Below are 12,535 nucleotides of genomic sequence, written 5' to 3' on the forward strand. Positions count from 1 at the left end.
GTGCCACGTCGACGGCGTTGAAGGACCAGGAGCCGCGCCAGATAGGCCACGGTGCGCTCCCCGATCGGGAGGACAGCGGTGTAGGTGACAGGATCAGACATGCAGGACCTCGGTGACGGTGTCGATCTGTGCTGGACCGAACCGATCTACCGGGGTCCTGCCCCGTTCCCGCTCATCTCACCACCCTCGGCGTGTCGCCACGACCTGCCACCCCGCTACTGAGAACACCTCAATGACCAGCACTACTGCGACGACTGCGCTCACGATGTTCTCCTCGCCGGTCGGTACGCGGCCGCCCGCCGCCGGTGAAAGTGCGATGCACCGACGATAGGAGCGTGCCGAATGGGTCGGCGCGGTATTTGAGCAATTCTTGAGCAGGGTCGGCCGGGGAAGGACAGGGACGGTACACATGGAGATCGACACCGACGACCTGTCCGGGGCGGAGGTCCAGGGGTTCCTCGCCGGGCACGTCGCCGACATGCACGCCCAGGGGCTGCCGGAGAGCACACAAGCCCTGGACCTCGACGGGCTCCGCGGGCCCGGGGTGACCCTGTGGGTCGCCCGCGACGACGACGGCTCCCTGCTCGGCTGCGGCGCGCTGAGCACGTTGGCAGCCGGGGCGGTGCCCGAGCACCCGGCCGCGGAGATCAAGTCCATGCGGACGGCCGAGCACGCCCGCGGTCGCGGTGTGGGCGCCGCGGTGCTGACCCGGCTGCTCGACGCGGCGCGTGAACGCGGACACCGGGCGGTGTACCTGGAGACGGGCTCGGGGGAGTACTGGACCCCGGCCCGGCGGCTCTACGAGCGTTCCGGCTTCGTCCGCTGCCCGCCGTTCGCCGACTACCCGGTCGATCCGTTGAGCGCGCACTACCGGCGCGAGGTGTGATCGGGCCGTCATGTGATCCCGCTCTCGCCCGGCTGCGAGATGTGATCTAGAATGCTCTACGAGCCGTAGAACACGGCGCCGACGCCGGACCGTTCGAGGGTCCTCCCACCCGGGCGTCGGGCCCCACCGCGCCGCCTCAGCGCCGGAGGTCCGTCCCGGGGCGCGGGGACGGGAATGAGGGCCACGGGAATGACGGTCGAAGCGCGTCTGGTCAACGCCGACCTGCGCCGCAAGCGTTCGGTGGATCTGGCACAGCTGATCCACGAACGACACGGGGGACCGGTCACCGCGCTGCGCGCGGGACTGCTGGCCTACCCCTACCCGCAGCCGGTGCCCGACTGGCACCGCGTGCGGACCGTCGTCCCGGCGATGCGGGGGGCTGGCGAGCTGACGCTGGTGGCCTCGACCGCGCCGGACACGAGCTCCCCGGCGACCGGTGTGGGGATCTGGGAGCTCGCCGTCACCGGGTCGGAGCCGCTGGCGCGCGGCGAGGCCGAAGGCTGGGCACGGGCCGTGTTCGGGTACCGCTGCGCTCCGCTGGTGTACCGACGCCGGACGGGCGGGTTGTTCCACCGCCCGACCGGCGTCGAGTTCGTCGTCTTCCACGGGGTGCACGGTCCGATGCACCCCTCCGACGTCGAGGAGTACGGCGCGAACGCCTGTGCGTGAGTCTCAGAGCCGGAAGGAGCGCAGCCAGACGGTCTGCGCGGCCCGGCGGAGCGCCGACAGCACGTCCTCGGGCAGGACCTGGTCGGTGTCGGTCAGCACGTAGCCGAGGTCGCCGCCGGTGGACAACGCCTGCCCGACGACGTTGACGCCGGCGTCGGCCAGCAGCCGGTTGATGTCGGCGAGCACGCCAGGGGTGCTCGTGTGCAGGTAGGCGGTCCGGAACACCCCGGGCGGGTTCGGGGCGCTGACATTGGGCAGGTTGACCGACAGGGGAGTGGCGCCCAGCTGCACGAAGTCGAGCAGCTTGCGCGAGACGAACGCCCCGATGCCCTCCTGCGCCTCCTGGGTGGATCCGCCGATGTGCGGGGTCAGGATCACGTTGTCCAGGCCGCGCAGCGGCGAGTCGAACTGGTCACCCTGGGCCTTGGGCTCGACCGGGAACACGTCGACGGCGGCTCCGGCGATGTGCCCGGACAGGATGTTCTCCCGCAGCGCCAGCTCGTCGATGACCATGCCGCGCGAGGCGTTGATGAACATCGAGCGGGGCTTCATCCGGGCGAACTGCTCGGCGCCGAACAGACCTGCGTTGCCGGGGCGGCCGTCGACGTGGATGGAGACGACGTCGGACTCGGCCAGCAGGGCGTCCAGGCTCGGCATCCGCCGGGCGTTGCCGTGGGCGAGCCGGTCGGCGGTGTCGTAGAACACGACCTGCAGGCCGATGGCCTCGGCCATGTTGGACAGCTGGGTGCCGATGTTGCCGTACCCGACGATGCCCAGGGTGCGGCCGCGGATCTCGTGGGCGCCCTTGGCCGACTTGTCCCAGACGCCCTCGTGCATCCGCTGGGTCTTCTCGGTCAACCGTCGCGCCAGGACGACGATCTCGCCGATGACCAGCTCGACGACGCTGCGCGTGTTGGAGTACGGCGCGTTGAACACCGCGATGCCGCGCTCGGCGGCCGCGGTGAGGTCGACCTGGTTGGTGCCGATGCAGAAGCAGCCGACGGCGAGCAGATCCTTCGCGGCGTCGAGCACCTCGGCGGTGATCGTGGTGTTGGAGCGGATGCCGAGCAGCTGCACACCGTCGAGCGCCTCGCGCAGTTCGTCGCCGCTGAGCGACCCGGGTCGGGTCTCGACCTCGAAGCCGTCGCGTCGGAACGCCTCGGCGGCGCCGGGGTGGATGTTTTCCAGCAGCAGGACCTTCACGTGTCCAACCTAGGACGCCGGGTGGGGCGCGGGGGTATCGGGGCCGGGGGAGCGGGGGGGGCGAGCTGCCGGGATGCCCGGACGTTCGAGGCGTCCTTGCAGACGAGGGGCCCGCCGAGCCGCTCGAACGTCAGCATCCATCGGCGGTGCTCGCGGTCGACGACGCGGGATGGCAGGCCCTCGGAGGTCATGCGGGGCAGGCGTGCCCCCGCCAGCTCGTGGCGGCGGCGACCCCGACGCCCTTGGCGCGGGTGCCCCACGAGGTGGAGCGCAGTGTGGCCAGCGACCAGAGCCGCAGGGGGAGCAGCGCGAGGACGTGGATCATCCCGTAGAGCGGGGCCATGAGGAACACCCCGGTCTGCACCCACCAGGGGCGGCCGGCGCGCCGCACCGAGAACATGTGCACCGAGCGGGCGTACCCGGCGAGGACGACCCACACGAGGTAGTCGATCCAGTGGGCCTCACCGGTCATCGCCGGGAGGATGAACAGCGCGAGCACCAGGCCCGCGGTGAACCCCACCCAGGACACGGTCTCCAGCAGCGTCAGCCACCACGCGGCCCGCTTCGGGCGCAGGTTCGTCAGCGCGAACAGGCTCTCGCGGAAGAAGCTGCGGCCCCACCGGACCTGCTGCCGGATGAGGTGGCCGCCCTTCTCGGGGACGGCGGTGCGGGCGACGGCGCGGTGCGCGATGACGACCCGGCCGTGCAGCAGGGACAAGTTGGTGAGGTGCCGATCGTCGCCGTAGGAGCAGGTCTCGCCGAGGAACTGCTGCCCGAGGAACTCGTCGGTGCGCTGCTTCACGATGTCGGCCCGCCAGAACGCCAGGCTGCCGCACACGCACAGCACCGACCCGAGGCGGGAGTAGGCGGCCCGCTCGTACAGGAAGGCGTTGACGTACCGCAGGTCCAGGAGCTGCGGGAGCAGGCCCTTGTCCTGGTTGAGGGCGACCACGGTGCCGGTGACCGCGGCGGTGCGCGGGTCGGAGAACGGGGCCAGTCCCTCGCGGATCGCGGACGGCTCCAGCACGGTGTCGGAGTCCACGCACACGAACACGTCGACGTCGTCGACGAGCTCGCGGAACGCACGGCCCATCGCCTCGCGCTTCCCCGCGTTCTCCTGGTAGATCACCTTCGCCCACGGGCGGGTCGACGCCCACTCGACGGCGTAGTCGTAGGCGGACCGGTCGGGGGAGCCGTCGTCGATGATCCGGACGTAGGTCGGCTGGTGGGTCTGGGCCTCGATCGATGCGAGCGACCGCGCGACGATGGCGGGGTCCTCGTTGTAGATCGGGACGACCACGCAGACCCGAGTGGTGTCGGGCGCCGGCGTCCAGCGTGGCGGGCGCAGCAGCGACAACACCAGCTTGCCGCCGAGCAGCACACCGACGGCGGCGCCGTAGTAGGACCACGACGGGACACCGCGCCACCAGAGCCACGCGGCGGCGGCCGCGAGGATGACGAGGAACAGGGTCAGCACGAGCCCGCGGCGTGGGGCGACGACGACCTCGTCGGGCTGCACGGGCGCCTTCGGGCGACGCGACGTGAGCTGGATCGTGGGGAGGTCGAGCCGCGCAGTCGGCGGGTCGAGTTCCGCAACACGCTGCTCGGGGAGAACGTGCGGGATGACCTCGGCGCAGGTCACCCCGGTCTCGGGAGCATGGGGGATGAGGCGCTCGGTCGGGTCGTGCAGGATCACGGAATGTGGTGCCTTTCCAGGGGCGCGGGGCCACGCATCACCTGGTGGAGGCGTGACCGGAGGGCCTGGGGCCGCCCTCACTGTCACGTATGTCGCCCGTACGGGTGAGAAGATTGCTTCGTCCGATGTAACTCATCAGAACTGACTAGATACGGTGCGTGCTCGAGAAGGAGGTCGCCCCACGCACAACGCTCGGCTGGAAACTCCAGCCGAGCGTCTGCGTCAACTGCTGTCCGCCTGACCCGCCAGCGGTGTTGCAGCGACCTCTTGAATCCGCCTTCCCGGGCGGGGGCCGCTTCGTTCTACTCGCCGCCCATCGCTTTCCGGGCGTCGGGCGTCTGCTGCTGCGCGTCGTCCTCGACCTTCTCCACGGCCTCGGCCAGCTCCTCGCGAAGGCGGTCGACCCTCGCCTGGAGACCCGCCACCCGCGCCTGTCGCCGCCTGCGAATGATCAACTCGCCGATCGACAGCACGGCAACGACGCCGACCACTGCCGCGGCGACGATCCACCACTCCGAGAGCATCACGCGGCCGCCTTCCCGGTCCCATGGCACGCCGGGCACCGGCTGGACACCAGGGCGGCCGTGCCGACGCCACCCACGAACGCCTGCCTGAACTGGGCGCGCTCGCCGGTGCCATGGCAGTCCTAGCAGATCGGGCGACGGGGCGCCGGGGTGGATCCGCGGCCCCTCCTCGCAGCACTCGAACTGTCATAACGTGCATTATCGGCTCAGCACTAAGATGTCCCGGTGACTGCCGCCATCCATCATCTCGAACTCTGGACCCGAGACCTCGCCGGGACGGCGCCGTCGTTCCACTGGCTCCTCACCGGGCTCGGCTGGACCCTGCGTGGCGACGACTGGGACCACGGACGGATCTGGACCCATCCGTCGGGCGTGTACGTCGTCCTGGAGCAGTCGCCCGCCGTCCACGGCGTGCACGACCGCATGCGGCCGGGCCTGAACCATCTGGCCCTGACCGTGCCCGGTCGTGCCCGGCTCGACGCGCTGCGGGCGGACTGCGCAGCGCACGGGTGGTCCGAGCTGTTCGGCGAGACCTACCCGCACGCCGGCGGCCCGGACCACACCGCGCTGTTCCTGGAGAACGCCGAGGGCTTCGAGGTGGAGCTCGTCGCGCCCTGAGCGGACGGTGTCAGTTCCCGCGGCCGGTGACGTCCTGCAGCTCGTCGATCCGCTTCGACGCCTCGGCCTTGGTGAGCCCGTCGAGGTCGTCCGGGGCGTCCTGCCCGGCCTGCTGCAGCAGCGTCTCCAGGTACGACCGCTGCGGGCCGGTCATCGGCTCGTCGCCGGTCGTCCAGTCGGCGGGGTCCTTCTCGGCCGCACCGGGGTCGACGGCGTCGGTGCTGTGGTCGTTGGTCATGGGTCGAACATATCTTCGACCGCCACTCCCCGCACGTCGAGCCGTCCCGCCGTCACCGGAACTGTCATAACAAGAACCCGGCCGGTGTCGGTGCCGGTCACTACGCTGCCGTCGTGCCCCTGGACGAGTACCGCCGCCGGCGCGACCCGCGGCGCACGCCGGAGCCGGTGCCCGAGCACGACGCCGGCCCGCCGGGCGCCGTGGGCAACCGGTTCGTCGTCCAGGAGCACCACGCGACGGCGCTGCACTGGGACCTGCGGCTCGAACGTGACGGTGTCCTGGCGTCGTGGGCGGTGCCCAAGGGGCTGCCGGAGGACTCCGAGACCGTCCGGATGGCGGTGCGCACCGAGGACCACCCCCTGGAGTACCTGGAGTTCTCCGGGGAGATCCCGCGCGGCGAGTACGGCGGCGGCAGGATGGCGATCTGGGACCACGGTCGCTACGACACCGAGAAGTGGGACGACCGCGAGATCGCGTTCGTCCTGCACAGCGAGCGGGTCCGCGGCCGGTTCGTGCTGCTGCACCGGAGTTCCGGCGGCCGGAAGGACGGCTGGCTGCTGCGTCGCACCCGGGACCAGCCCGACGGCATGGGCGCCGGCGGCGACCCGCTCCCCCACGACGTCGTCCTGGCCGTCCCCCGGTCCGCCGACCGCCTGCCCACCGGGGACGATTGGACGGTCCGCCCGGTCTTCGGTGGCCGGCGGGTGCTGGTGCGGTCCGACGGCGGCCGGCTCACCCTGCGCCCGGTGGACGCCGAGGGCCGCCCCGGGGAGGCGTTCGACCCGCCGGGCGCGCTGCGGGGCCTGGGGCCCGCGCTGGGCGCCGGTGGGCACCTGCTCGACGCCGAGCTGACCGACCGGGGCGAGCTGTGGGTCGCCGACGTGCTGCACACCGGTGGCCGCGACGTCCGGGCCCTGCCGGTCGAGCAGCGGAGGGCACTGCTGGAGGAGCTGCCGCTGGACGGGCCGCACCGGCGCGCGGTGCCGTCGTACCCGAACGCGGGTGCCCGGCTGCTCGACGCGGTGCGGGACCAGGGGCTGCCCGGGGTGGTCGCCGTCCGGGCCGGTTCCGGGTACCCCGAGGGCGCGGGCGACGACTGGCGGGAGGTCCTGGTGGACGGCGCGAGCCGGAAGGCGGCCCGGCGCGGGTCTGCACAGCGCGGGTCTGCACAGCGCGCGGGGTACGGGCGGGCGGCGCTGTCCAACCCGGACAAGGTGCTCTACCCCGCCACCGGCACGACCAAGGCCGACGTGCTGGGGCACTACCTGGCCGTCGCCGAGGTGATGGTGCCGCACATCGAGGCCCGGCCGGCAACGCTGAAGCGCTGGCCGGACGGGGTGGAGGGGCAGTCGTTCTTCGAGAAGAACGTGGCCCGGCACGCCCCGGACTGGCTGCGCACCGCCCGCGTGGGGACGCCCGGCGGCCGGTCGGAGTCCGCCGACTTCGCGGTGCTCTCCGACGCCGAGGGGCTGGCCTGGGCGGCGAACCTGGCGGCGCTGGAACTGCACGTGCCGCAGTGGCGGCTCGGCCCGCGCGACGGGCGTCGGCCGCCGGACCGGGTGGTGTTCGACCTGGACCCGGGCGAGGGCACGACGATCGTGGACTGCGCCCGGGTGGCGCTGTGGCTGCGGGACCTGCTCGACGATCACGGTCTGCCGGTGTACCCGTCGACGTCGGGCGGGAAGGGGATGCAGCTCTACCTGCCGGTGCGGGTCACCGACCCGGAACGGACCAGCGGGTTCGCCCGTGAGGTGGCCGAGCGGCTGGCGCTGGAGCACCGGCGGGAGGTGATCGCAGTGATGACCCGCGCGCGTCGCCGCGGGAAGATCTTCGTCGACTGGAGCCAGAACGCCACCGCCAAGACCACGATCGCCTCCTACTCGCTGCGCGGGCGCGAGCGCCCCACGGTGGCGACCCCGCTCACCTGGGCCGAGGTCGAGGGCTGTCGCGAGCCCGCCGACCTGGTGTTCACCCTCGACGACCTCCCCGCACGGCTGGACACCCACGGGGACCTGATGCGTCCCCTGATCGACACCCAGGGTTTCGTGCTCCCCCGTGGTGGGGTGATCGGGCAGGTGCCAGGCTGACCGCCGTGCACCACCCGTACCTCGACGGTCCGCACCCGCGCGCCTACGCCCACCGCGGTTGGCACGTCGGGGAGCTCGCAGGTTGCGAGAACACCGTCGCCGCGTTCACCGCCGCCGCCGACCACGGTCTGCGCTACGTCGAGATGGACGTGCACGCCAGTGCCGACGGGGTGCCGTTCGTGCACCACGACCCGACGCTGGACCGCACCACCGACGGCACCGGCCGGATCGACGCGCGCCCCGCAGCGGAGCTCGACACCGTGCGGGTCACCGGGGCACAGCGCACCGAGCCGCTGCCCCGGCTGGCCGGGGTGCTCGCCGCGCTGCCCGGGGTGCGGGTGACGATCGAGCTGAAGTCGGCCGAGGTCGTCGCGCCGACGCTGGCGGTGCTCGACGCCGCCGACGCCTGGGACCGGGTGTGCCTGGGCTCGTTCTCCGCCCGGTGGCTCAACGTCGCCCGGACGCTGGCCGGGGCGCGGCTGTGCACGTCGATGGGGCAGGCCGAGGTGGTCGCGCTGCGGGCCCGCGCGTGGGGTGTCCCCGGCCGGCTGCTGCCGTCGCCGGCGGGGGTGTTCGCGCAGGTGCCACCGGCGTTCGGGCCGATCCCGGTGGCCTCGGACCGGCGGTTCGTCGAGGCGGCGCACCGGGCCGGGCACGAGGTGCACGTGTGGACGGTGGACGAGCCCGATGAGATGCGACGGCTGCTGGCCCTCGGGGTGGACGGGCTGCTGTCCGACCGGCCGGACCGGCTGCTCGACGTCGTCGGGAGCTGACCGGGGTGGGCGTCTGCGTAGATGATCGGAGGCCGGGTCCCGCGGGCGTCGATACGCTCGCGCCGTGACCGCCTCGACCGTCCCGACCGCAGAGCCGGCCCCGCCCCGCCGATCCCGGGTGTGGGCCTGGGGGCTGTGGGACTGGGGTTCGTCGGGGTTCCAGCACATCGCGCTGACCTTCGTGTTCTCGGTGTACCTGACCGACGCGGTCGGGGCGGACCTGCCCGGCACGGTCAGCGCGAACAGCTGGCTGGCCTGGTCGACGGCCGCGGCCGGGGTGCTGATCGCACTGATGGCGCCGGTGATCGGGCAGAGCGCGGACCGGACGGGCCGGCGGGTGCGCGCGACCGGGTTGTGGACGGCACTGGTCGTGCTCTGCATGGCCGGGATGTTCGCCGTCCGCGACGACTGGTCCTACCTGTGGCTGGGTCTGCTGCTGCTGGCCCTGGCGTCGATCTTCGTCGAGCTGGCGTACGTGTCCTACTACGCGCTGATGGCGCAGGTGTCGACGCCGGCGACGGTCGGGCGGGTGTCGGGATTCGACTGGTCGCTGGGCTACATCGGCGGGATCGTGCTGCTGCTCGCGGTGTACGTGTTCCTGCTGTCCGGCGACGGCGGGCTGCTCGGTGTCCCCACCACCGACGGCCTCGACGTGCGGATCGCGGTGCTGGTGGCGGCGGTGTGGTTCGCGGTGTTCGCCGCGCCGATGTTCCTCCTGCTGCCCGAGACACCGCCGGCGACGCCGGACGCGCCGAAGCTGGGCGTCGTCGGCTCGTACCGCAGGCTCGTGGCCGACCTGCGCGAGCTGTACCGGACGAGCCCGCACACCGTGTACTTCCTCGGGGCGAGCGCGCTGTACCGGGACGGCCTCAACGCGGTGTTCGCCTTCGGCGGGGTCCTCGCCGTCACCGTGTACGGCCTGGAGCCGGGACAGGTGCTGATCTTCGGCGTGGCGATCAACGTGGTCGCGGCGCTGGGCTGCGTGGTGGGCGGCCGGCTCGACGACCGGCTGGGGCCCAAGGCCGTGGTCGTGGGGTCGCTGGCCGGCAGCGTCGCGGTGGGCGTGGTCCTGCTGTTCGTGTCCGGTCCGACCATGTTCTGGATCTTCGGGCTGGTGCTGGGGCTGTTCGTGGGGCCGGCGCAGGCGTCGTCGCGGTCGTACCTGCTGCGGGTCAGCCCGGCGCGGCAGGAGGGCCAGCTGTTCGGCCTGTACGCGACGACCGGGCGCGCGGTGTCGTTCCTGGCGCCGGCGCTGATCGGGGTGTTCACCTACGCGTTCGGCTCCGACCGGGCCGGGACGGTCGGGATCGTGCTGGTCCTGGCGGCGGGACTGGTCGCGCTGCTGCCGGTGCGCTCCCCCGACCGTGCACCGGTCCGGTCCGCCGTGTGAACACTCGTCGACGTCGACGTGAGCACCATCACACATGGCTGACACGTCACATCAGAGTGTGTAGATGGCGGCGATAGGGAACACTGGTCAATCGGGCGCAGAGCGGGTTACCGCGAGGTAACTCGAGCGGTCCGTTCTGCCCTGCCGCCGGAATATCCTAGCTCTACGCACGTTACACCCGGTGGCGGAGACGTAACCGTCGAGGTGCTCCCTCGACATCGCGCTACAGGAGGGTGACGCATGGCCGACCGCGTTCTGCGTGGCAGCCGGCTCGGGGCTGTCAGCTACGAGACGGACCGCAACCACGACCTGGCGCCGCGGCAGATGGTCCGTTATGTGTCCGAGTCCGGCTACGAGTTCCAGGTGCCGTTCGCGAACGACGCCGAGGCTCCCGCGACGTGGGAGTCCCCGCAGGGCGGCGTCGGTCGTCGGGTGGACGGGACCGAGCCGGAGCAGAAGAAGCAGAAGCCGCCGCGTACGCACTGGGACATGCTGCTCGAGCGCCGGTCGATCGCCGAGCTCGAGGAGCTGCTCGACGAGCGCCTGGAGCTGCTGCGCGAGCGGCGCGCCGAGATCGCCTGATCCCGGCCGCGCCACAGGCACATACCGGACCACCGCCCGGTGACCGCGGTGATCATGGAGCCCGGACCCCTGAGGGGGTCCGGGCTCCATGGCGTCCGGGCATGATGACCGGCGATGAACGACACGCAGACCGGGACCCACCGCACCGCACGCCCCAGCCGGGCGGTCCGGGACCTCGCCGACGACCACGTCCGGCGCCTCACCGAGCTCGACCCGATCCTCGCCGGTGAGCTCGGCGGTACCGCGCGGCAGGACGAGCTGCCCGACCTGTCCCCCGACGGCACCGCCGCGCTCGTCGCCGTCTGCCGGGAGACCCTGGACCGGCTGGACGCCACCACGGGCGCACGGGAGCCGGCCGACCCCGACGAGCGTCGCTGCGCGCGGCTGCTGGGCGAGCGTCTCGACCACCTGACCTCCGGGGAGCCCCTGCGCGCGGTGCAGGAGCTCTTCGGCCCGCTGGCGACCCTGCGGACCGCGTTCACCCTCATGCCCGTCGACGGCGACGAGGACTGGGCCACCGTCGCCGCGCGGATGACCCGGGTCCCCGAGGCACTCGCCGGGTACCGGGCGTCGCTGGCGGAGGGATGCCGTCGCGGGCTGTTCGCCGCGCCGCGCCAGGTCGTGCGGGTGACCGAGCAGATCGACGCCTGGAACCGCGACGCGGGCAGCCGCGGCTGGTTCGCCGCGTTCGCCGCGGAGGCCTCCGTCGGTGACGCCGTGCGCGCCGACCTGGACCGCGGCGCCCAGGAGGCGACGACCGCGCTGGGCGAGCTGCGGGACTGGCTGGCCGCGGAGTACCTGCCCGCCGCCGCGGGGACCCCGGACGGCGTGGGCCCCGACCGGTACCGGATCGCGAACCGGTTCTGGAACGGCGCCGACATCGACACCACCGAGGCCTACGAGTGGGGCTGGTCGGAGTTCCACCGGATCCGCGCGGAGATGGCCGTCGAGGCCGCGCGGATCGTGCCCGGCGGCAGCGTGCGCGAGGCGATGGAGCTCCTGGAGACCGACGGGGGCACGACCGGGGTCGTCGTCGGTGGGGAGGCCGCCCGGGCGCACCTGCAGAAGATCATGGACGAGACGATCGCGGAGCTCGACGGCGTCCACTTCGACCTGTCCGGCCGGCTGCGGGAGGTCGAGTCACGGCTGGCGCCCGCGGGGAGTGCGACGGCGCCGTACTACACACCGCCGGCGCTGGACTTCTCCCGTCCGGGCCGCACCTGGCTGCCCCGGAGCGAGGACGACCGCTACCCGCTGTGGGACCTGATCAGCACCTGGTACCACGAGGGCGTCCCGGGTCACCACCTGCAGCTGGCGTCGTGGGCGGTGCGCAGCCGGGAGCTGTCGACGTTCCAGACGTCGCTGGTGGGCGCGGTGAGCGCGGACGTGGAGGGCTGGGCGCTCTACGCCGAGCTGCTGATGGACGAGCTGGGCCACCACACCGACCCGGGCTCGCGGCTGGGCTACCTCAACGCGCAGATGCTGCGCGCGGTGCGCGTGGTGATCGACCTGGGGATGCACCTGTCGCTGCCGATCCCCGACGACTCCCCGGTCGGGCCCGGTCTGCGGTGGACCCCGGAGCTGGGACGGGAGTTCTTCGGCCGGCACGTCGGCGGCGGGGACGCGATGGCCGACTCGGAGCTGCTGCGCTACCTCGGCGGTCCGGCCCAGGCGATCGGCTACAAGCTCGGTGAGCGGGCCTGGCTGACCGGGCGGGAGCGGGCGCGGGCCGCGCACGCCGCGCGCGGCGAGGAGTTCGACCTGGCCGCGTGGCACGCCGCCGCGCTCGCGCAGGGCACTCTGGGTCTCGACGACCTGGTGCCGGAGCTGGCGGCGCTGCCGGCAGCGCGCGCCTGACGGCGCACCGGG

Annotated in this window: 12 protein-coding genes; 8 read left to right on the top strand and 4 right to left on the bottom strand. The window is 72.7% G+C overall.

The features are described from left to right. The first annotated feature begins 409 nt into the window (after positions 1-409). Both Ae505Ps2_RS22285 and Ae505Ps2_RS22290 read left to right on the top strand, forming a co-directional pair. Positions 410-886: a GNAT family N-acetyltransferase gene (locus Ae505Ps2_RS22285; protein WP_075306353.1), complete on the top strand. Its 477-nt coding sequence runs from the start codon at positions 410-412 to the stop codon at positions 884-886. 189 nt (positions 887-1,075) lie between these two features. Continuing rightward, entirely contained in the window at positions 1,076-1,555 is a 480-nt protein-coding gene (locus Ae505Ps2_RS22290; protein ID WP_075306352.1) for a hypothetical protein, read from the top strand. A 3-nt stretch (positions 1,556-1,558) separates the two neighbouring features. On the opposite strand, the gene serA is transcribed toward Ae505Ps2_RS22290, so the two are convergent. The 3 genes from serA to Ae505Ps2_RS22305 form a co-directional block, all read right to left on the bottom strand. Then, positions 1,559-2,758 carry a phosphoglycerate dehydrogenase gene (gene serA, locus Ae505Ps2_RS22295; RefSeq protein ID WP_075306350.1) on the bottom strand — a complete coding sequence of 400 codons (1,200 nt, stop codon included), beginning with the start codon at positions 2,756-2,758 and terminating at the stop codon, positions 1,559-1,561. 187 nt (positions 2,759-2,945) lie between these two features. After that, entirely contained in the window at positions 2,946-4,454 is a 1,509-nt protein-coding gene (locus Ae505Ps2_RS22300; RefSeq protein WP_075333437.1) for a glycosyltransferase, read from the bottom strand. 302 nt (positions 4,455-4,756) lie between these two features. After that, a complete protein-coding gene (locus tag Ae505Ps2_RS22305; protein WP_075306346.1) occupies positions 4,757-4,981 on the bottom strand; it encodes a hypothetical protein in 225 nt (74 codons plus the stop codon). A gap of 222 nt (positions 4,982-5,203) precedes the next feature. Between Ae505Ps2_RS22305 and Ae505Ps2_RS22310 the strand changes: the two genes are divergently transcribed. Beyond that, positions 5,204-5,596: a VOC family protein gene (locus tag Ae505Ps2_RS22310; protein WP_075306344.1), complete on the top strand. Its 393-nt coding sequence runs from the start codon at positions 5,204-5,206 to the stop codon at positions 5,594-5,596. A 10-nt stretch (positions 5,597-5,606) separates the two neighbouring features. On the opposite strand, the gene Ae505Ps2_RS22315 is transcribed toward Ae505Ps2_RS22310, so the two are convergent. Next, positions 5,607-5,834, bottom strand: coding sequence for a DUF3072 domain-containing protein (locus Ae505Ps2_RS22315; protein WP_075306343.1), 228 nt, complete (start codon positions 5,832-5,834; stop codon positions 5,607-5,609). A 113-nt stretch (positions 5,835-5,947) separates the two neighbouring features. Between Ae505Ps2_RS22315 and ligD the strand changes: the two genes are divergently transcribed. From ligD to Ae505Ps2_RS22345, 5 genes are all read left to right on the top strand, one after another. Beyond that, positions 5,948-7,921: a non-homologous end-joining DNA ligase gene (gene ligD, locus Ae505Ps2_RS34300; protein WP_212567659.1), complete on the top strand. Its 1,974-nt coding sequence runs from the start codon at positions 5,948-5,950 to the stop codon at positions 7,919-7,921. A gap of 5 nt (positions 7,922-7,926) precedes the next feature. Then, positions 7,927-8,694 carry a glycerophosphodiester phosphodiesterase family protein gene (locus tag Ae505Ps2_RS22330; protein ID WP_075306341.1) on the top strand — a complete coding sequence of 256 codons (768 nt, stop codon included), beginning with the start codon at positions 7,927-7,929 and terminating at the stop codon, positions 8,692-8,694. A gap of 64 nt (positions 8,695-8,758) precedes the next feature. Beyond that, on the top strand, positions 8,759-10,084 hold the full coding sequence (locus Ae505Ps2_RS22335) for an MFS transporter (protein ID WP_075306339.1): 1,326 nt from the start codon (positions 8,759-8,761) through the stop codon (positions 10,082-10,084). Positions 10,085-10,324: 240 nt separating this feature from the next. Further along, positions 10,325-10,666 (top strand): RNA polymerase-binding protein RbpA, encoded by a 342-nt coding sequence (locus tag Ae505Ps2_RS22340; RefSeq protein ID WP_020627709.1) that lies wholly within the window; start codon positions 10,325-10,327, stop codon positions 10,664-10,666. A 114-nt stretch (positions 10,667-10,780) separates the two neighbouring features. Then, entirely contained in the window at positions 10,781-12,523 is a 1,743-nt protein-coding gene (locus Ae505Ps2_RS22345) for a DUF885 domain-containing protein (protein WP_075553960.1), read from the top strand. Positions 12,524-12,535: the final 12 nt, after the last annotated feature.

Origin of the sequence: Pseudonocardia sp. Ae505_Ps2, from assembly GCF_001932425.1 — a bacterium.
Classification (GTDB): domain Bacteria; phylum Actinomycetota; class Actinomycetes; order Mycobacteriales; family Pseudonocardiaceae; genus Pseudonocardia.

Coding starts and splice junctions, on each gene's coding strand:
- Ae505Ps2_RS22285 (WP_075306353.1), top strand. CDS start 410: ATGGAGATCGACACCGACGACCTGTCCGGGGCGGAGGTCCAGGGGTTC.
- Ae505Ps2_RS22340 (WP_020627709.1), top strand. CDS start 10,325: ATGGCCGACCGCGTTCTGCGTGGCAGCCGGCTCGGGGCTGTCAGCTAC.
- Ae505Ps2_RS22290 (WP_075306352.1), top strand. CDS start 1,076: ATGACGGTCGAAGCGCGTCTGGTCAACGCCGACCTGCGCCGCAAGCGT.
- Ae505Ps2_RS22345 (WP_075553960.1), top strand. CDS start 10,781: ATGAACGACACGCAGACCGGGACCCACCGCACCGCACGCCCCAGCCGG.
- Ae505Ps2_RS22315 (WP_075306343.1), bottom strand. CDS start 5,834: ATGACCAACGACCACAGCACCGACGCCGTCGACCCCGGTGCGGCCGAG.